This window comes from Streptomyces sp. cmx-4-9 (assembly GCF_046548835.1).
Classification (GTDB): domain Bacteria; phylum Actinomycetota; class Actinomycetes; order Streptomycetales; family Streptomycetaceae; genus Streptomyces.
Window position 1 is genome coordinate 143829 of record NZ_JAEBEE010000011.1, and the last position, 20247, is coordinate 164075.

Genomic DNA, 20247 nt, shown 5'->3' on the forward strand with positions numbered 1-20247 from the left:
ACGGCTGCCATCCGGCGCCCTCGGCGGCAGCCGGGGGAACTCCCGGTGTGCGGCGCGGCCTTCGGGGAGCGCGCAGGTGCGCGAGCCGGAAACCGGACAGAGTTTCCTCCGGCGCGCAGGGGGAGGCTCTGTCCGGTTCGCGGGGGTACGTACCTCCGAACGGGGGAGGGGCGGGCCCTGCGGTCCGCCCCCCCCTGAACGCCACGTCTCAGGCGGCGTCCTGCGGGACGTCCGGAGCGAGTCCGTCCGCGACCAGGCCGGCGAGGACCGCCTGGCCGAGGGCGTGCACGGCCGACTGCGGGCGCACCATCACGGTGAACTCCCGGACCCGGCCCGCCCCGTCGAACTGGAGCAGGTCGATGCCGTGGATCTGCTTGCCGTCGACCGTGGCCCGGAAGGGCAGGATCACGCCCGGGGCCTCCTCGCCGTCGCTGCTGGTCTCGGCGGCCCCCTCGAAGCGGCCGACGTAGCGCAGATCCTCGAAGACCCGCAACAGGACCCCGAAGAGCCCCAGCACGGCGGGCCTGCCCTCGAAGGGGGTGAACTTCACCGGGCTGTACAGCCGGATGTCCTCGGTGAAGAGGTCCTCCAGTGCCGCGAGGTCCCGCTTCTCCACGGCGGCGCGGAAGCGTTCGGCAGTCTCCATGACCGGTTCTCCTCATAGTCAAGAATGTGACTAGTCAATTGCATGAGTATGATGCAGGCGCGATCGACAAAAGGGAACGGCGGCTTCCGATGGCCTTGCGGCATGCGGTACTGGCAGCGCTGCTGGACGGCGAGTTCAGCGGCTATGAACTGGCGAAGTCCTTCGACATCGGCGTCGCGAACTTCTGGCACGCCCTGCCCCAGCAGCTCTACGCCGAGTTGGCCAGACTGGAGCGCGACGGGCTGGTCGAGGGCCGCCAGGTGGTCCAGGAGACCCGGCCCAACAAGCGCCTCTTCCGCGTCACCGAGGCCGGGCGTGCGGAGTTGGAGGAGTTCGCCGCGGCCGCATCGAAGCCGTCCGTCATCCGCGACGACCTCCTCGTCAAGGTCCAGACGGCCGACCGGATCGGGAGCGCCGCGGTGATCGGACAGCTGGAGGAGCGGGCGTCCGCCGCCGACGCCAAGATCGAGCTCCTCGGCAAGGTGCTGCGCAAGATGCGCGGCGACAGGGACGAAGCAGAGTTCCTGCTCCGGGGCGAGCGGATCGGCGGGTACCTCACCTGCCTGCGCGGCATCGCCTTCGAGCAGGGCCACCGGGACTGGTGCCGCCGTAGCGCGGCCGTCCTCAGGGAGAGGCGGACACATCGTGACGAACCGTGAAATCCTGCGCTACGTCGCCCTGGGCGACAGCCAGACCGAGGGCCTCGGCGACGGGGACGACACCGTGGGCCTGCGCGGCTTCGCCGACCGGCTCGCCGCCCTCCTCGCGGAGGCCCATCCCGGCGTGCAGTACGCCAATCTGGCCGTCCGGGGGCGTCTCGCCGGCCAGGTCCGCGCCGAGCAGTTGGGCCCTGCCCTGGCCCTGCAACCCGACCTGGCCACCGTCGTCGCCGGGGTCAACGACGTGCTCCGCCCCCGGTTCGACGCCGCGGAGGTCGCCGGGCACCTGGAGGCGATGTTCGCCGCGCTGACGGAGGCCGGGGCCCAGGTCGCGACGGTGACCTTCCCGGACCTGGGCAAGGTCGTCCCGATCGCCCGGCCCGTCAGTGCGCGGGTGGCCGGCCTGAACGAGCGGATCCGCGCCGCGGCCGCCCGGCACGGGGTGTTCGTCGCGGAGACCGCCCTGCCCGCCGCGGTCGCCGACCCGCGGATGTGGACCACCGACCGGCTGCACGCCAGCCCGATCGGCCACGAGCGGATCGCCGCCGCCCTTGCGCACGCCGTCGGCCTGCCCGGCAGCGACGACAGCTGGACGCTGGCGCTGCCGCCGCAGCAGGCCCTGGCGCGCCGGGCTGCCGTGGCCGCCGAACTGCGCTGGGCCGCCGCGTTCCTCGGCCCGTGGCTGGGGCGCCGGCTGCGCGGCCGCTCCTCCGGCGACGGCCGGACGGCCAAGCGCCCGCTGCTGCTGCCGCTGGACAACCCGGCTCCCGCCGGGGACATGGGCGACCCCGGGGCCGTGCGTACGTCCTGACGGGGGTACTGCGCCGCGCCGGCGGGTGTACTACGCCGCGCCCGCCGCGCGGCGGCCCAGGACCGGCTCCGCGACCAGCCTGGCCACGGCGCACAGGGTCTGCCCGTGCCGCGCGAACAGCGCGTCCCGCGAGTCGTGGTGGCCGAGGTCCGCCAGGACGTACGCGGACAGGTCGCAGGCGGGGCCTGCTCCGGCGCCCGCCGGCCCGGGCGCGGCGGCGGAACCCGCGGCGGGGCAGGCCGGCGGCGCGTCCCAGTCGATGGCCGTCCGGGACAGTGCCTCGAAGAGGGTCTCCGTCCCGGCGTTGGTGAATCCGCCGCCGGCCGCCTGCGCCGGGCGCAGCCCGCCGAAGAGCTCCGAGACCGTCAGCCAGCCCCCGGACTCCCCTGCGAGCCGGAACTCCGGCCAGGCCAGCAGCACCTGGTCCGGGACGATGCGGCGCAGCCGCGGGAAGCGCGGGTACCAGAACGCGCCGTCCACCAGCAGGCCGCGCACCCGGGTGGGCACCCCGCCGGCCCGGGCGACCGCCTCCAGCACGGCCAGCCGCTGGCTGCACGACCCCCGGCCGCGGCGCAGCACCTGCGAGACGGGCCGCTCGTCCTGGACCGAGTACACCGGCCGGACGGCGGCGGAGATCCACCGGTGGGCCCGGTGCAGTGCCTCGACCTGCCGGGCGGGGTCGGCCGGGTCCCCCGGGGCCGGGGCCGCGCCCAGCCCGCGGACCAGCGCGGCCACGCGCGGGTCCGGCCAGTCGAGGATCCGGGTCGGGGCGGTGCTCCCCTCCGGCGCCGCCCCTCCCGCACCGGCGCCCGCACCCGCGGCGGCGCGGGCGACGGCGGCGCGGGACCGGCCCCGCGGTCGGAGCAGTGGGCTCGTCATGGCGGGAGTCCTCTCGTCGGGCCGCCCCCCGGGCGGGTCGGATGCATCCTGACAGAGAATCTGAACGCGTTCAAGAGTGCGTCCGGCCAGGCCTGCGGGGTAAGGGACCGAGGGAGAGGCGAGGCTGTGGCCCCTCCCGGGCGGCCGGCAAGGCGGCCTCGGGCCGCCCGCCACCGTTCACGCCGCCAACGCATTCCGGGCGCAACCGGACAGAGTGCTGCCGCAATCCGGGAGGAACCGGAGCAGGGGGCAGCCGCCCCCGGAGCGCGGACCCGGGCGGGCGCGCAGGCGCGCCTCGTCCCCAGGCCCGGTCATGTACTAGAGTTATCTCGACATCGAGATATCTGCCGAAGGCGAACCGCAGCCGCCCCCGCTGGTAAGGGCTACCTAACTTAGCCTGACCTCAGCGGATTGGCCAAGGGGCGTGGCGGCAGGATTGCGGCAATACGCGCGAATTCATGCATGAAGGAGACTGTCGTGTCGGCGAACAGCTTCGACGCCCGCAGCACGCTGCAGGTGGGCGACGAGTCCTACGAGATCTTCCGGCTGGACAAGGTCGAGGGCTCTGCCCGCCTTCCCTACAGCCTGAAGGTTCTGCTGGAGAACCTGCTCCGTACCGAGGACGGCGCGAACATCACCGCCGACCACATCCGGTCGCTCGGCTCCTGGGACTCCCAGGCCCAGCCCAGCGAGGAGATCCAGTTCACGCCGGCACGCGTGATCATGCAGGACTTCACCGGCGTGCCCTGCGTCGTGGACCTCGCCACCATGCGCGAGGCCGTCAAGGCCCTGGGCGGCGACGCCTCCAAGATCAACCCGCTGGCCCCGGCCGAGCTGGTCATCGACCACTCGGTCATCGCCGACAAGTTCGGCACCCGCGACGCGTTCGCCCAGAACGTGGAGCTGGAGTACGGCCGCAACAAGGAGCGCTACCAGTTCCTGCGCTGGGGCCAGACCGCCTTCGACGAGTTCAAGGTCGTCCCCCCGGGCACCGGCATCGTCCACCAGGTCAACATCGAGCACCTGGCCCGCACGGTCATGGTCCGGGGCGGCCAGGCGTACCCCGACACCCTCGTCGGCACCGACTCCCACACCACGATGGTCAACGGCCTGGGCGTGCTGGGCTGGGGCGTCGGCGGCATCGAGGCCGAGGCCGCGATGCTCGGCCAGCCGGTCTCCATGCTGATCCCGCGCGTCGTCGGCTTCAAGCTGACCGGCGAGCTGCCGGCCGGCACCACCGCCACCGACCTCGTGCTGACCATCACCGAGATGCTCCGCAAGCACGGTGTCGTCGGCAAGTTCGTCGAGTTCTACGGCGAGGGCGTCTCCGCGACCTCCCTGGCCAACCGCGCCACCATCGGCAACATGTCGCCGGAGTTCGGATCCACCGCCGCGATCTTCCCGATCGACGACGAGACCCTGAAGTACCTGCGCCTGACCGGCCGCGACGCCCAGCAGGTCGCGCTCGTCGAGGCGTACGCCAAGGAGCAGGGCCTGTGGCTGGACCCGGCCGCCGAGCCGGACTTCTCCGAGAAGCTGGAGCTCGACCTCTCCACGGTTGTCCCCTCCATCGCCGGCCCGAAGCGCCCGCAGGACCGCATCGTCCTCGCCAACGCCTCGCAGCAGTTCGCGCAGGACGTGCGCAACTACGTCAGCGACGACGAGGAGGCCGGCAAGGAGTCCTTCCCGGCGTCCGACGCCCCGGCCTCGGCCAACGGCGTACCGACCAAGCCCACCCTGGTCACGCTGGCCGACGGCACCTCCTTCGAGATCGACCACGGCGCCGTCACCGTCGCCGCGATCACCTCCTGCACCAACACCTCGAACCCCTACGTCATGGTCGCCGCGGCGCTCGTGGCCAAGAAGGCGTCCGAGAAGGGCCTGACCCGCAAGCCGTGGGTCAAGACCACCCTGGCCCCGGGCTCGAAGGTCGTCACCGACTACTTCGACAAGGCCGGCCTGACCCCGTACCTCGACAAGATGGGCTTCAACCTCGTCGGGTACGGCTGCACCACCTGCATCGGCAACTCCGGTCCGCTGGACGAGGAGATCTCGAAGGCGATCAACGAGGCCGACCTGGCGGTCACCTCGGTGCTCTCCGGCAACCGCAACTTCGAGGGCCGCATCAACCCCGACGTCAAGATGAACTACCTGGCCTCCCCGCCGCTGGTCGTCGCGTACGCCATCGCGGGCTCCATGAAGGTGGACATCACCCGGGACGCGCTGGGCACCGACACCGACGGCAAGCCGGTCTTCCTGGCCGACATCTGGCCGTCGGAGGCCGAGGTCAACGACGTCGTGGCGAACGCCATCGGCGAGGACATGTTCAACAAGTCCTACCAGGACGTCTTCGCAGGCGACGCCCAGTGGCAGGCGCTGTCGATCCCGACCGGCAACACCTTCGAGTGGGACCCGCAGTCCACCTACGTCCGCAAGCCCCCCTACTTCGAGGGCATGACGATGGAGACCACCCCGGTCTCCGACATCGCCGGCGCCCGCGTGCTGGCGAAGCTGGGCGACTCGGTCACCACCGACCACATCTCCCCGGCCGGTGCGATCAAGGCCGACACGCCGGCCGGCAAGTACCTCACCGAGCACGGCGTCGAGCGCCGCGACTTCAACTCGTACGGTTCCCGCCGCGGCAACCACGAGGTCATGATCCGCGGAACCTTCGCCAACATCCGCCTGCGCAACCAGATCGCGCCGGGCACCGAGGGCGGCTTCACCCGCGACTTCACGGTCGACGGCGCGCCGGTCTCCTTCATCTACGACGCCTCCCAGAACTACCAGGCCGCCGGCATCCCGCTGGTCATCCTGGCGGGCAAGGAGTACGGCTCCGGCTCCTCCCGCGACTGGGCGGCCAAGGGCACCGCGCTGCTCGGCGTCAAGGCCGTCATCGCCGAGTCCTACGAGCGCATCCACCGCTCGAACCTGATCGGCATGGGCGTCCTCCCCCTCCAGTTCCCGGAGGGCGCCACGGCCGCCTCCCTGGGCCTGACCGGCGAGGAGACCTTCGCCTTCACCGGTGTGGAGGAGCTGAACAACGGCACCACCCCGCGGACCGTCAAGGTGAGCACCGACACGGGCGTGGAGTTCGACGCGGTCGTCCGCATCGACACGCCGGGTGAGGCGGACTACTACCGCAACGGCGGCATCATGCAGTACGTGCTGCGGAACCTCATCCGCGGCTGAGCCTGACCTTCGGCACCAAAGGGCCGTATCCCCGTTAAGGGGGTACGGCCCTTCCGCTTTTCGTGGTGCCGGTGTCAGATGACGGACAGGTCTCAACTCGGAAAAGCCGGTGGCCATCCTTGCGCATGATCTTGCTCACACCAGCCGGAGTGGACTATACCTGTGCCCGTCCGGATCACCGCGGAACGAGCGGCCCCGGGCCGGGGGAGAGCGGGGACCTGCGGCGTTGCCCGCATGTGCGGCAGCTGCCTGACGGTCCTTCCTCCCTCACACCCCTGACGAAGGCGAGGACTTGAGCATGGGATCCACCTCAGCCCACGGCGTGAAGGGCAACGGCACCGGCCTCGGCCGCCGCGACCTGATCAAGCGCTCCGCGGCACTCGGCCTCATCACCGTGCCGACCATGGGCTTCCTGTCCGCGTGCGCCTCCGGCGGCGAGGAGAACTCCACCAAGGGACCGGACAAGGGTGCGGTCACCAAGGAGAACCCCTTCGGCGTGGCCAAGGGCGGCAAGCTGGACGTCGTCGTCTTCAAGGGCGGCTTCGGCGACGACTACGCGAAGGCCTGGGAGGCCGCCTTCGACAAGAAGTGGGGCACCACCAGCTCCCACCTGGGCACCCAGGAGATCACCGCCAAGCTGCAGCCCCGCTTCAACGGCGGCAACCCGCCGGACGTGGTCGACGACGCCGGCGCCCAGCAGATCAAGCTCGACGTGCTCGCCAAGGGCGGCCAGCTCGCCGACCTCGCCGCGGTCCTCGACGCACCCTCGCTCGACGACCCCGCCAAGAAGGTGCGCGACACCCTCATCGCCGGGACGGTGGAACAGGGCACCCAGGGCGGCAAGTTCGTCGCGCTGAACTACGTCTACACCGTCTTCGGGTTCTGGTACTCCGGCAAGCTCTTCAAGGAGAAGGGCTGGGCGCCCCCCAAGACCTGGGACGAGTTCCTCGCGGTCTGCACCAAGGCCAAGGAGGCGGGCCTCGGCGGCCTCGCCCACCAGGGGAAGTTCCCGTACTACATCAACGTCGTCATCATGGACCTGATCGCCAAGAAGGGCGGTCTGGACGCCATGAAGGCGATCGACAACCTGGAGCCCAACGCCTTCGAGGGCAGCGCCGCGGCCCTCGCCGCGGTCGAGGCGGTCTACGAGGTGGTCGAGAAGGGCCTGCTGATGCCGGGCACCAACGGCCTCACCCACACGGAGTCCCAGACGGCCTGGAACCAGTACAAGGCCGCCTTCATCCCCTCCGGGTCCTGGCTGGAGAACGAGCAGCTGAAGCAGACCCCCGAGGACTTCGACATGAAGTTCCTGCCGGTGCCCGTGCTGGCCGACAGCAAACTGCCCGTCGAGGCCATCCGGGCCGGCGCCGGCGAGCCGTTCATCGTCCCGGAGAAGGCCGCCAACAAGGCGGGCGGCCTGGAGTTCCTCCGCTCGATGCTCTCCCGCGAGTGGTCGACGATCTTCGCCCAGCAGGCGAACTCGCTCACCGTCGTCAAGGACGGCGTGGACCCGACCGTCAAGCTCCGGCCGGGCACCCAGTCGGCGGTGGAGGCGCTCAAGGGCGCCGGTGACCACACCTTCAACTACTTGTACACCGAGTGGTACAGCGAGATGGGCACCGAGATCGAGAACGCGTCCAATGAGCTGATGGCACAGCGGATCCAGCCCAAGGAATGGATCAAGCGGGCCCAGGCTGCGGTAGACAAGGCGGCGAAGGACCCGAACGCCAAGAACAACCGCCGCAGCTGACGCCGCGTCCACCGGTCACCCCGGTGGGGGCACCACCCGGCGCCAGCCGGGGGAACCAGGGACGGACACCATGAGCCACGTAGCCTCGGGGAGGGGGAAGGGCGGCTTCATCGCCGGCTTCCTCATCGCCCCCCTCGCGCTGTACCTGACCTTTGTGACCTGGCCGTACATCCAGACGTTCGGCTACTCCTTCACCAACTGGACGGGCCAGTCCCCGACCTTCGACTTCGTCGGACTGGACAACTACTCGACCCTGCTGGAGGACGAGGTCTTCCGCGGCGCGCTCTGGCACAACCTGCTGCTCCTGGTGTTCGTCCCGGTGGTCACCATCCTGCTGGCCCTCTTCTTCGCCTTCATGGTGAACGCGGGAGGGCGCAGCGGGGCCGGCGGGGTCCAGGGGGTCGCCGGCTCGCGCTTCTACAAGGTCGTCTACTTCTTCCCGCAGGTCCTCTCCCTCGCCATCCTCGCGGTGCTCTTCGGCGCCGTCTACCGCAGTGACGAGGGCGGCCTGCTCAACGGCTTCCTCATCAAGACCGGCCTGGTCTCGGCGCAGCACCCCGTCGAATGGCTCAACGAGCCCGCCTTCGTGCTGTGGTGCCTGCTCTTCGTGGTCGTCTGGTCCGGCGTCGGCTTCTACCTGGTCCTGTTCTCCGCGGCCATGCAGTCCGTGCCCAAGGACATCTACGAGGCCGCGCTGCTGGACGGCGCCGGACGCGCCCAGACCTTCTTCAAGGTCACGCTGCCCCTGCTGTGGGATTCTGTGCAGACCGCCGCGGTCTACCTGGGCATCGCCGCGATGGACATGTTCGTCCTGGTGTCGACCATGACCTCCGGCCAGTTCGGCGGCGGCCCCGACCACCACAGCGAGGTCATGGCGACGGTGCTGATGCGCAACTTCCTGTACTTCGGCAAGAGCGGCTACGCCTGCGCCATGGGCGTGGTCATGCTCGTCCTGACCATGGCCCTCTCCGTCATCACGCTGCGCGCCACCCGCCGCGAGCGCATCGAGTTCTGAGCGGAGTACCACGATGACCGCAGAGTCCACAGTCACCAAGGTCGAGAACGAGCCGGCCGCGCGGCGGTCCGCCGGACCGGGACGGGACGGGGAACGCGACGGGCGCCGCTCCGAGGGCGTGGTCCTCAACGTCTTCTCGCACGGGTTCCTCGCCCTCTGGGCGATCATGATCGTCCTGCCCCTGATCTGGCTCGTCCTCGGCTCCTTCAAGACCGACGCGCAGATCGGCGGCTCGGCCCTGAGCTGGCCCGCCAACTGGCACTTCGACGCCTTCTCGCGGGCCTGGACCAAGGGGATCGGCGGGTACTTCGCCCACACGCTGATCGTGCTGGTCTTCTCGGTGCCGCTGACGATGCTGTTCGGCTCGATGGCCGCGTACGTGCTGGCCCGCTACCCCTTCCGGGGCAACCGGGCCGTCTACTACTTCTTCGTCAGCGGGGCCATGTTCCCCGTCTTCCTGGCGCTGGTCCCGCTGTTCTTCATGGTCAAGCGCTTCGACATGCTGAACACGTACCACGGCCTGATCCTGGTGTACGTCGCCTACTCGATGCCGTTCACCGTCTTCTTCATGCACTCCTTCTTCCGGACGCTGCCCACGGCGGTCCACGAGGCGGCGGTCATCGACGGGGCGTCCGACACCCGGATCTTCTTCCAGGTGATGCTGCCCATGGCCAAGCCCGGCCTGATCAGCGTCGGGATATTCAATGTCCTGGGGCAGTGGAACCAGTACATCCTCCCCGCCGTGCTGATGCAGCCGCAGACGAGCGGGGACCCCGAGCGCTACATGCTCACCCAGGGCCTCATCCAGCTCCAGCAGCAGATGGGGTACGAGACGGACCTGCCGGTGCTGTTCGCCGGCGCCACCATCGCGATCATCCCCATGCTGGCCGTGTACCTGTCCTTCCAGCGGCAGATCCAGGCCGGCCTGACCTCGGCCACCCTGAAGTAGCGCCGCCGGGCACCCCGGCGGCGAGGAGGCGACGGGGTTCCTACAGCCAGGTCTTGAACCTGCGGACATAGGCGCTCTTCACGAGCTGGGTGAGCGTGCAGTAGGCGAGCAGGACGCCGGCCAGCCACGGGAAGTAGGCCGCGGGAAGCGCCGTGAAGCCCAGCGACGGGGCCAGCGGGGAGAACGGCAGCCACAGCCCGGCCAGCACCGCGAGGACGGTGGTCAGCAGCACCGGCCAGGAGGCGCGGGACTGAAGGAAGGGGATCTTCCGGGTACGGATCATGTGGACGACCAGGGTCTGCGAGAGCAGGCCCTCGACGAACCAGCCGGACTGGAAGAGCGCCTGGTGGGCCTCGCTGTTCGCCCCGAACACGTTCCACATGATCGTGAACATGGCGATGTCGAAGACCGAGCTGACGGGGCCGATGGTGACCATGAAGCGGAGGATGCCCCGGGCGTCCCAGTTGCGGGGCGTGCGCAGGTACTCCTCGTCCATCCGGTCCCACGGGGTGGCCAGCTGGGAGATGTCGTAGACCAGGTTCTGCACCAGCAGCATGATTGCGAGCATCGGCTGGAAGGGGATGAACGCACTCGCCACCAGGACGGAGAACACGTTCCCGAAGTTCGACGAGGCCGTCATCTTGATGTACTTGACCGTGTTGCCGAAGGTGGTCCGGCCCTGGACGACGCCCTGCTCCAGGACGGTCAGGTCCTTCTCCAGCAGGATGATGTCGGCGGACTCCTTGGCGATGTCCACGGCCGTGTCCACCGAGATGCCGACGTCCGCGGTGCGCAGGGCGGCCGCGTCGTTGATGCCGTCGCCGAGGAAGCCCACGGTGTGCCCCTCGGCCTGCAGGGCCCGGACGATCCGGGCCTTCTGGACCGGGTTGGCCTTCGCGAAGACCGTCGTACGGGCGGCCAGCGCGCGCAGGTCCGCGTCGTCGAGGCCGTCGATCGCGGGGCCGCAGACCACGCGGCCCACGTCGATGCCGACGTCGGCACAGACCCGGGCGGCGACGAGCCCGTTGTCGCCGGTGACCACCTTCACCGCCACGCCCTTGTCGGCCAGGCCCCGCAGGGCCCGGGCCGCATCGGCCTTCGGCGGGTCGAGGAAGGCGAGGAAGCCGACCAGGGTCAGCCGGTCCTCGTCGGCGACCGTGTAGGCCGCCCGCGGGGAGGTGAGCGTGCGGGTGGCGACGGCCAGGACCCGCAGCCCCCGCCGGTTGTGCTCCTCGGCGGTCCGCAGCGCGGCCCGGCGCCGCTCCTCGGTCAGCTCCACCGTCCGGCCGCGGTCCGCCATGCGGGTGCACAGGCCCAGGACCTCCTCGACCGCACCCTTGGTGATCATGACGTGCCCGGGGCGGGCGTCGCCGGCCACCAGGGGGTTGCGGCTCAGGACCACGGACATCCGGCGCCGGGCGAAGTCGAAGGGGATCTCGTCGACCATCGAGAACCGTGCGTCGACGACAACCTCCTCGGCCTCGTCGACGCGGTCGATGACCGCCTGGTCCATCAGGTTGCGCAGCCCGGTCTGGAAGTGCGCGTTGAGGTACCCGTACTCCAGCACCTCGCCGTCCTCGCTGCCGTGCACGTCCAGGCAGCGGTCCAGGGTGATCCGGTCCTCGGTGAGGGTGCCGGTCTTGTCGGTGCAGAGCACGTCCATGGCGCCCAGGTTCTGGATCGCGTTGAGCCGCTTGACGACCACCTTGCGCCGGGACATGGCGACGGCCCCGCGCGCCAGGTTCGCCGAGACCACCATCGGCAGCATCTCGGGGGTCAGGCCGACGGCGACGGCGATCCCGAACAGGAAGGCCTGGTTCCAGTCGCCCTTGGTGAACCCGTTGACCACGAAGACGACCGGGACCATGACCAGCATGAAGCGGATCAGCAGGAAGCTGATCTTGCGCACGCCGTGGTCGAAGTTGGTCGGCGGGCGCTCGCCGACCAGGGAACCGGCCATGGAGCCGAAGTAGGTGTCGGCGCCGGTGGCGACGACGAGCCCGGTGGCGGTGCCGGAGATGACGGAGGTGCCCGTCAGGCACAGGTTGTCGGCCTCGACGGGGTCGGCGCTCTCCGGCCGGCCGAGGTCCTCCGTGAGGGTGTCCGCCTTGGCGACGGGCAGGGACTCGCCGGACAGTGCGGCCTGGCTGACCATCAGGTCCTTGGAGCCGAGCAGGCGCAGGTCGGCCGGGACCAGGTCGCCGGCGGCCAGCCGGACGAGGTCGCCCGGGACGACCTGGTCCATGGGCACCTCGAAGGTGGTCGGGGCCGAGCCGCTGTCGGCCCGCCGCTGCACCGCGCAGGTGGTGGTGACGAGGTCCTGCAGCGCGTCCGCGGCCCGGCCGGAGCGGAACTCCTGCCGGAAGCGCAGCAGTCCGCTGATCCCCACCATCGCGCAGAGGATGACGACGCCCGGGTCGGCGGGGTCCTGCCAGTACATGACGGCGGCCAGGAAGACCAGGACGCCGATGAAGGGGTTCCAGAACGCCTTGCCCAGCTGGACGAACCAGCGCGGGGCGCGCTCCCGGGCGACGGCATTGGGGCCGCAGCGCTCCAGGCGCAGCGCGGCCTCGGCGTGCGTGAGGCCGCTCCGCGAGGAGTCCACCTGCTGCAGGGCGCGCACCGCCGGACCGGCGCTGACGGCGGCGAGCCGCTCACCGACGAGCCGGGTACGGGCCTCCAGCTCGGCGGCCTTGCGCTCACGGCGGCCGCGGCCCGGCGGTGCCAGGGTGGCCGGGGGGCGAGGGGTGAGCATGGTCATGACGACTACCTCCTTCCACGGGTCCGGACGGCACGGAGCCGGGCGGTCACGCGGAGTGGTCACGGGTCGGCGCGCGGCGGCGCGGGAGGCCGCCGGGCACGCCGAGGACATGGATGACGCACGCCCGGCGAGGAGGCCCGGGCATGCGGAAGGAGAGGGGCGGGGCGCAGCTGCCGGACGCGCGCAGGACGAGGCGGACAGCGGAGTACCGCGGTCGGTGCACAGCCGTGCGGACGGTCAGCCGGTCACCGGGACGGGCTGATCAGGCGATCAGCGGACGCGTGCGCTGCAAAGACTTCGATCGGGACTCATCCCGAACACCTCCTTGCGTCGCGCCGGTCATCAGGGGCGCCCGGTCCGGCCGGAAAGGCCGCAGAGGACCGGCGCCTCAGCGACCGTAGCACGATCTCGTGGGGGGCTCCCTCCCTCTTTCGGCGGATAGTGTCCGATTCGCGCTGTGTCAGCCTCTTGACGTCTGGAGGCCCAAAGGCTCGACTTAAGGTTCACAAGTTGGAGAGACGCCGGGGTCTCGGAGTGTGCAGCCGCGACGGCCCGGCCGGGGGGCGACGGCTTGCCGTCGCTTATGGGCAGGAGTGGATGAGTCGTGCAGACTCCCGGATCGCAGTCCTCGCTGCATCGGGCGAACCTCGAACGGGTCGTGCGTGCGGTACGGATCGAGGGTTCGCTGACCCAGGCGGAGATCGCGCGGGCCACCGGCCTGTCGGCGGCCACGGTCTCCAACATCGTCCGCGAGCTCAAGGACGCCGGGACCGTCGAGGTCACCGACACCTCGGCCGGCGGCCGCCGCGCGCGCAGCGTCTCCCTCAGCGGGGATGCGGGCATCGTCATCGGCGTCGACTTCGGCCACACCCACCTGCGGGTCGCCGTCGGCAACCTCGCCCACCAGGTCCTGGCGGAGGAGTCCGAGCCGCTGGACGTGGACGCCTCCTGGGCGGAGGGCTTCGACCGGGCCGAGGCGCTGGTCGGGCGGCTGATCGCGGGCATCGGCGTGAGCCTGCAGAAGGTCATCGGGGTCGGCCTCGGCGTCCCCGGCCCCATCGACGTGGAGTCCGGGACCCTCGGCTCGACCGCGATCCTGCCGGGCTGGGCCGGCATCAACCCCCGTCAGGAGCTCTCGCAGCGCCTCGGGGTGCCGGTGTACGTGGACAACGACGCGAACCTCGGCGCGCTGGGCGAACTCGTGTGGGGGAGCGGCCGGGGAGTGAAGGACCTGGCCTACATCAAGGTCGCCAGCGGCGTCGGCGCGGGCCTGGTGATCAACGGCCGGATCTACCGCGGACCGGGCGGCACGGCGGGCGAGATCGGGCACATCACGCTGGACGAATCGGGCCCGGTGTGCCGCTGCGGCAACCGCGGCTGCCTGGAGACCTTCGCCGCCGCCCGGTACGTCCTGCCGCTCCTGCAGGGCACGCACGGACCGGAGTTGACGATGGAGCGGGTGGTCGAGCTGGCCCGCGACGGTGATCCGGGCTGCCGCCGGGTGATCACGGATGTGGGCCGCCACATCGGCAGCGGAGTCGCCAGCCTGTGCAACCTCCTGAACCCCAGCCGGGTGGTCCTGGGCGGCTCGCTCGCGGACGCCGGTGAACTCGTCCTGGCCCCCATCCGTGAATCAGTGGGGAGGTACGCCATCCCGAGCGCGGCCCGCCAACTGTCGGTGCTCACGGGGTCCCTGGGCGGCCGGGCCGAGGTGCTGGGGGCACTGGCCCTGGTGCTCAGTGAAATGGGCGATTCGACGCTTTTGTCGGATCATGGAAGTGGAGTGCGAGCACCAGCCGTCTTGTCTTCAGGTAGATAACGGATGGCACCGTTGTCATCTCGTTAAGGATTCACTCCTTGACGGCAAAACGCGGCCGGGGTTGACTCACATCCACCTCGGCCGCAGTGTTGCGGCCTCGTCAGGGAGGTTCAAGTAATGAACACGCGTATGCGTAGAGCCGCCGTAGCCGTCGCCGCCGGTGCCATGGCCGTTTCCCTCGCCGCCTGTGGCAGTGCGAAGGAAGCCGGAGACAAGACCAAGGAGTCGGGCGCCCCCGCCGCGGGCGACGCGATCAAGGTCGGGCTGCTCCTGCCGGAGAACCAGACCGCGCGCTACGAGAAGTTCGACAAGCCGCTCATCGAGAAGAAGGTCGCCGAGCTCACCGGCGGCAAGGGCGAAGTGGTCTACGCCAACGCCAAGCAGGACGCCACCACGCAGAACTCCCAGGTCGACACGATGATCACCAACAAGGTGAACGTCCTCATCGTCGACGCGGTGGACTCGAAGGCGATCGCCGGCGCGGTCAAGCGGGCGAAGGACGCCGGCATCCCGGTCGTCGCCTACGACCGCCTGGCCGAGGGCCCGATCGACGCCTACACCTCCTTCGACAACGAAGAGGTCGGCAAGGTCCAGGGCAAGGCGCTCCTGGAGGCGCTGGGCGACAAGGCCAAGGACGGCCAGATCGTCATGATGAACGGTTCGGTCACCGACCCGAACGCCAAGCTCTTCAAGTCCGGTGCGCACTCCGTCCTCGACGGCAAGGTGAACATCGGCAAGGAGTACGACACCGTCGAGTGGAAGCCGGAGAACGCCAACACCAACATGGCGGCCGCGCTCTCGGCGATCGGCAAGGACAAGGTCGTCGGCGTCTACTCCGCCAACGACGGCATGGCGGGCGGCATCATCACCGCCCTCAAGGCGGCCGGCCTGGCCACCCTGCCCCCGGTCACCGGCCAGGACGCCGAACTCGCCGGTGTGCAGCGCATCGTGGCGGGCGAGCAGTTCATGAGCGTCTACAAGCCGTACGCCCCCGAGGCGGAGGCCGCCGCGAAGATGGCCGTCGCCCTCGCCAAGGGCGAGAAGGTCACCGGCGTCACCACCTCCACGGTCGACAGCCCGACCGCCAAGGGCGTCCCGTCCGTGCTCATCCCGGTCGTCTCGCTCACCAAGGCCAACATCAAGGACACCGTCATCAAGGACGGTGTCTACACGGCCGACGAGATCTGCAGCGACAAGTACGCGGCCGCCTGCTCGGCCGCCGGCCTGAAGTAGGGCCCCCCGTCGCCCTCCGAGGCGACCCCCGCGCCTGCCCGGCGCCCCGCCACTCCTTTCCCCGCCACCTGCGGGGCGCCGGGCAGAAACGATGCACCCCCTGCCTTACCCCCCATTCGCCCCGCTCCTGCTCTTTTGCACGACATCCCCGCCGGTCAGGCGGCGAAGGAGATGGTTCATGTGTCCGCTGCGCCCGTGCTGGCGTTGCGAGGGGTCTCGAAGCGGTTCGGCGCCGTCCAGGCCCTGACCGACGTAGAACTCGAGATCCACTCCGGTGAAGTGGTCGCCCTTGTCGGCGACAACGGCGCCGGCAAGTCCACGCTGGTCAAGACGATCGCCGGCGTGCACCCCATCGATGACGGCGTCATCGAGTGGGAGGGCCGCCCGGTCTCCATAGGCAAGCCCCACGACGCCCAGAACCTGGGCATCGCGACGGTCTACCAGGACCTCGCGCTGTGCGACAACATCGATGTCGTCGGCAACCTCTTCCTCGGCCGCGAGCTCAAGCGCCGCGGCATCCTGGACGAGGTGGAGATGGAGCGCCGCGCCCGCGAGCTCCTGACCACCCTGTCCATCCGGATCCCCAGTGTCCGGATCCCCATCGCCTCGCTCTCCGGCGGTCAGCGCCAGACCGTGGCCATCGCCCGCTCGATGCTCGGCGAGCCCAAGCTCGTGATCCTCGACGAGCCCACCGCCGCCCTCGGCGTCGAGCAGACCGCACAGGTCCTCGACCTCGTCGAGCGGCTGCGCGAGCGCGGCCACGCCGTGATCCTCATCAGCCACAACATGGCCGATGTGAAGGCCGTCGCCGACAAGGTGGCGGTCCTGCGGCTCGGCCGCAACAACGGCGTCTTCACCGTCGCCGACACCTCGCAGGAAGAGATCATTTCCGCCATCACCGGAGCCACGGACAACGCCGTGACCCGCCGGGCGGCCCGCACCGGGGAGGCTCGCAAGTGAGCACCGAGAACCCAGCCGCCGACCCGCTGCGCAAGGCGGCCGAGAACGACGCGGCGGGCCACGAGGTCGTGAACCCGGCCGCCGCGGCGGACGCCATCCCCGCCGTGGACCCCCGCCTGCTCGTCCGCGAAGAGGGCCTGTCCGGGTACCGGCGCGAGTTCGGCCGCAAGATGAAGGCGGGTGACCTGGGCTCCATACCCGTCGTCATCGGTCTGATCATCATCTGGTCGATCTTCCAGGGCCTGAACTCGAACTTCCTCTCCCCGGAGAACCTGACCAACGTCGCGATCACGATGGTCGCCACCGGCATGATGGCCGTCGGCATCATCTTCGTGCTGCTGCTCGGCGAGATCGACCTCTCGGTCGGCTCGGTCAGCGGTGTCTCGGGCGCGATCGTGGCCGTCCTCGCCGTCACCCACGGCGTGAACGAATGGCTGGCCATCCTCGCGGCCGTCGCGGGCGGCGCGCTGATCGGCTCGATCCACGGCTTCTTCTTCGCCAGGATCGGCGCCCCGGCCTTCGCGGTCACCCTGTCGGGCCTGCTCTTCTGGTCCGGCGCGATGCTGCAGATCCTCGGCAGCAACGGCACGATCAACCTGGACTCCGAGGGCGTCGTCGGCCAGCTGACCACGTACTTCTTCTCCGACGTGGCCATCGGCTACGGGCTGGCCGCGGTCGCGGTGGTCGGGTACTTCCTGGCCTCCTTCTTCGACGCGCGCCGCCGCGAGGCCGCCGGGGTGCCCTCCCGGCCGCTCACCGAGATCCTGCTGCGCAGCGGCCTGCTCGCGGTGTTCACCTTCGGCCCCGCCGTCGTGTTCAACCAGTACAAGGGCCTGCCGCTCGCGGTGGTGCTCTTCCTGCTGGCCCTGGTGCTCACGGACTTCGTGCTCCGCCGCACCACCTTCGGCCGCCAGGTCTTCGCCCTCGGCGGCAGCGTCGAGGCCTCCCGGCGCGCGGGCATCAACGTCAACCGGGTCCGGATCACGGTCTTCGCGATCGCCGGCACCTTCGCCGCCATCGGCGGGCTCTTCTGGGCCTCGAAGATCGCGGCGGCCAACCAGAGCGCCGGCGCCGGCGACCTGCTGATGAACGTCATTGCCGCGGCCGTCATCGGCGGCACCAGCCTCTTCGGCGGCCGGGGGCGCACCTGGAACGCCCTCCTCGGCGTCATGGTGATCACCTCGATCCAGTACGGTCTGGCACTGGAGGGCATCGCGACCCCGATCCAGTACATGATCACCGGAGCGGTGCTGCTGGCCACCGTGGTGATCGACTCGATCACCCGCAAGACGCAGAAGTCGGCCGGCCGCGCCTGACCGCGGGCCCGCCCCGCGGGCCCGCGTCCCGGTCCGCATCCGCGGACCGGCGGTAAGACCGGTCACAGTGCCCGGTGCCACTCCCTGTGGCACCGGGCACCTGTGCGTACGTGGACAGGTACGTCTGTGCGGGTATACGCCCGAATGAGATGTGTGGGTTCGTCCCCGGGCGTACATGTATGACAAAGGTGTGACCCGCTCGGGACGGCCCGATGACGGGTCCCGCGAGCGGAACATTAGACTCGACAGACCAGCAAGCAACTGCAAGGAGGCACGGGTGCTGCTGACCCGCATCAAGGGACCGCGCGATCTGGACCGGCTCAGCCTGGACGAGCTCGACCAGCTCGCCGCGGAGATCAGGTCCTTCCTCGTCGACGCCGTCTCCAAGACCGGCGGGCACCTCGGCCCCAACCTCGGGGTGGTCGAACTGACCATCGCGCTGCACCGGGTCTTCGACTCGCCGAAGGACAAGGTCCTCTTCGACACCGGCCACCAGGCCTACGTGCACAAGCTGCTCACCGGCCGCCAGGACTTCTCGGACCTGCGCTCCAAGGGCGGCCTGTCCGGCTACCCCTCGCGCGCCGAGTCCGACCACGACGTGATCGAGAACTCGCACGCCTCCACCGTGCTGGGCTGGGCCGACGGCATCGCCAAGGCCAACGAGGTGCTGGGCCGCGAGGACCACCACGTCGCCGCCGTCATCGGCGACGGCGCCCTGACCGGCGGCATGGCCTGGGAGGCGCTGAACAACATCGCCGCCGCCAAGGACCGCCCGCTGGTGATCGTCGTCAACGACAACGAGCGCTCGTACGGCCCCACCATCGGCGGTCTCGCGAACCACCTGGCGACCCTGCGCACCACCGACGGCTACGAGCGCTTCCTGGCCCGCGGCAAGGACCTGCTGGAGCGCACGCCGGTCGTCGGCAGGCCGCTCTACGAGACCCTGCACGGCGCCAAGAAGGGCCTGAAGGACTTCATCGCCCCGCAGGGCATGTTCGAGGACCTGGGCCTGAAGTACATCGGGCCCATCGACGGCCACGACATCGAGGCCCTGGAGTCCGCCCTGCAGCGCGCCAAGCGCTTCAGCGGCCCGGTCATCGTCCACTGCCTCACCCAGAAGGGCCGCGGCTACACCCCGGCCCTGGAGCACGAGGCGGACCGCTTCCACGCGGTCGGCGTGATCCACCCCGACACCGGCCTGCCGGTGAAGACCGCGGCCGCCAGCTGGACCTCCGTCTTCGCCGACGAGATGGTCAAGCTCGGCCACGAGCGCCCGGACATCGTCGGCATCACCGCGGCGATGCTCCACCCCGTCGGCCTGAACAAGTTCGCCGACGCCTTCCCGGAGCGCACCTTCGACGTCGGCATCGCCGAGCAGCACGGCGCGACCTCGGCGGCGGGCCTGGCGACGGCCGGGGTCCACCCGGTCTTCGCGGTCTACGCAACCTTCCTGAACCGCGCCTTCGACCAGGTCCTGATGGACGTGGCCCTGCACAAGTGCGGAGTCACCTTCGTCCTGGACCGCGCCGGGGTCACCGGCGACGACGGCGCCTCCCACAACGGCATGTGGGACATGTCCATCCTCCAGGTCGTCCCCGGCCTGCGCCTCGCCGCCCCGCGCGACGCCGAGCAGCTGCGGGCGCAGCTGCGCGAGGCCGTCGAGGTCGAGGACGCCCCCACCGTCGTGCGCTACTCCAAGGGCGTCGTCGGCCCGGCCGTCCCGGCCGTGGGCCGCATCGGCGGCATGGACCTGCTGCGCACCCCGGCCGCCGAGGTCACCCGTCCGGACGTACTGCTCGTCTCGGTCGGCGCCCTCGCCCCGATGTGCCTGGAGATCGCCGACCTCCTCGACAAGCAGGGCATCTCCACGACCGTGGTCGACCCCCGCTGGGTCAAGCCGGTGGACGAGGCCCTGCCGCCGCTCGCCGAGCGCCACCGGGTGGTCGTCACCGTCGAGGACAACGGCCGCACCGGCGGTGTGGGCGCGGCCGTCGCGCAGGCCCTGCGCGACGCGGGCGTCGACGTACCGCTGCGCGACTTCGGCATCCCGCAGCGCTTCCTCGACCACGCGCTCCGCAAGGAGATCATGGCCGAGATCGGTCTGACCGCCCCGGACATCGCCCGGCAGGTCACCGGCCTGGTCGCGAAGCTGGACGGGCGCTACGACAGCGAGCCGGCCGCCACGGTCGACTAGCCCCGGCGCCGATGCGCGGTTGCACGGCACGGGCCGGGAGATCACCCTGTAGGGGGTGGGCCT

General features: G+C 70.4%; 14 protein-coding genes. 11 read left to right on the plus strand and 3 right to left on the minus strand.

The window, feature by feature from the left end; translation table 11 throughout:
• Nucleotides 1–208 precede the first annotated feature (208 nt).
• Nucleotides 209–646, minus strand: a complete 438-nt coding sequence (locus ACLJTM_RS30925; RefSeq protein WP_411107080.1) for a nuclear transport factor 2 family protein — start codon at nucleotides 644–646, stop codon at nucleotides 209–211.
• 89 nt (nucleotides 647–735) lie between these two features.
• On the opposite strand from ACLJTM_RS30925, the gene ACLJTM_RS30930 reads away from it, so the two are divergent.
• Complete coding sequence (locus ACLJTM_RS30930) at nucleotides 736–1305, plus strand: PadR family transcriptional regulator (RefSeq protein WP_411107081.1); 570 nt, start codon at nucleotides 736–738, stop codon at nucleotides 1303–1305.
• Complete coding sequence (locus ACLJTM_RS30935; protein WP_411107082.1) at nucleotides 1292–2116, plus strand: SGNH/GDSL hydrolase family protein; 825 nt, start codon at nucleotides 1292–1294, stop codon at nucleotides 2114–2116. Before ACLJTM_RS30930 ends, ACLJTM_RS30935 begins: the two co-directional genes overlap by 14 nt.
• Nucleotides 2117–2146: 30 nt before the next feature.
• Here the strand turns inward: ACLJTM_RS30935 and ACLJTM_RS30940 are convergent, their stop codons facing one another.
• A complete protein-coding gene (locus tag ACLJTM_RS30940) occupies nucleotides 2147–2995 on the minus strand; it encodes a transglutaminase domain-containing protein (RefSeq protein ID WP_411107083.1) in 849 nt (282 codons plus the stop codon).
• Nucleotides 2996–3472: 477 nt separating this feature from the next.
• Between ACLJTM_RS30940 and acnA the strand changes: the two genes are divergently transcribed.
• The 4 genes from acnA to ACLJTM_RS30960 all read left to right on the plus strand — a co-directional run bounded on the left by acnA (nucleotide 3473) and on the right by ACLJTM_RS30960 (nucleotide 9901).
• Nucleotides 3473–6187, plus strand: a complete 2715-nt coding sequence (acnA, locus tag ACLJTM_RS30945) for an aconitate hydratase AcnA (protein ID WP_411107084.1) — start codon at nucleotides 3473–3475, stop codon at nucleotides 6185–6187.
• 298 nt (nucleotides 6188–6485) lie between these two features.
• Nucleotides 6486–7937, plus strand: coding sequence for an N-acetylglucosamine/diacetylchitobiose ABC transporter substrate-binding protein (gene ngcE / locus ACLJTM_RS30950; protein ID WP_411107085.1), 1452 nt, complete (start codon nucleotides 6486–6488; stop codon nucleotides 7935–7937).
• A 70-nt stretch (nucleotides 7938–8007) separates the two neighbouring features.
• Nucleotides 8008–8952: a carbohydrate ABC transporter permease gene (locus ACLJTM_RS30955; RefSeq protein ID WP_411107086.1), complete on the plus strand. Its 945-nt coding sequence runs from the start codon at nucleotides 8008–8010 to the stop codon at nucleotides 8950–8952.
• A 13-nt stretch (nucleotides 8953–8965) separates the two neighbouring features.
• Nucleotides 8966–9901 (plus strand): carbohydrate ABC transporter permease, encoded by a 936-nt coding sequence (locus ACLJTM_RS30960; protein ID WP_411107087.1) that lies wholly within the window; start codon nucleotides 8966–8968, stop codon nucleotides 9899–9901.
• A gap of 40 nt (nucleotides 9902–9941) precedes the next feature.
• Here the strand turns inward: ACLJTM_RS30960 and mgtA are convergent, their stop codons facing one another.
• Nucleotides 9942–12662: a magnesium-translocating P-type ATPase gene (gene mgtA, locus ACLJTM_RS30965; protein ID WP_411107088.1), complete on the minus strand. Its 2721-nt coding sequence runs from the start codon at nucleotides 12660–12662 to the stop codon at nucleotides 9942–9944.
• Nucleotides 12663–13266: 604 nt separating this feature from the next.
• Between mgtA and ACLJTM_RS30970 the strand changes: the two genes are divergently transcribed.
• From ACLJTM_RS30970 to dxs, 5 genes are all read left to right on the plus strand, one after another.
• Nucleotides 13267–14481 carry an ROK family protein gene (locus ACLJTM_RS30970; RefSeq protein ID WP_411107090.1) on the plus strand — a complete coding sequence of 405 codons (1215 nt, stop codon included), beginning with the start codon at nucleotides 13267–13269 and terminating at the stop codon, nucleotides 14479–14481.
• Between the two features lie 117 nt (nucleotides 14482–14598).
• The gene (locus ACLJTM_RS30975; protein ID WP_411107091.1) at nucleotides 14599–15714 is read left to right on the plus strand and encodes a sugar ABC transporter substrate-binding protein; all 1116 of its coding nucleotides are present in this window, start codon (nucleotides 14599–14601) and stop codon (nucleotides 15712–15714) included.
• Nucleotides 15715–15885: 171 nt separating this feature from the next.
• Nucleotides 15886–16674, plus strand: coding sequence for an ATP-binding cassette domain-containing protein (locus tag ACLJTM_RS30980; RefSeq protein ID WP_411107092.1), 789 nt, complete (start codon nucleotides 15886–15888; stop codon nucleotides 16672–16674).
• Nucleotides 16675–16700: 26 nt separating this feature from the next.
• Entirely contained in the window at nucleotides 16701–17990 is a 1290-nt protein-coding gene (locus tag ACLJTM_RS30985) for a sugar ABC transporter permease (RefSeq protein ID WP_411107218.1), read from the plus strand.
• 277 nt (nucleotides 17991–18267) lie between these two features.
• Nucleotides 18268–20184, plus strand: coding sequence for a 1-deoxy-D-xylulose-5-phosphate synthase (gene dxs / locus ACLJTM_RS30990; protein WP_411107093.1), 1917 nt, complete (start codon nucleotides 18268–18270; stop codon nucleotides 20182–20184).
• Nucleotides 20185–20247 lie beyond the last annotated feature (63 nt).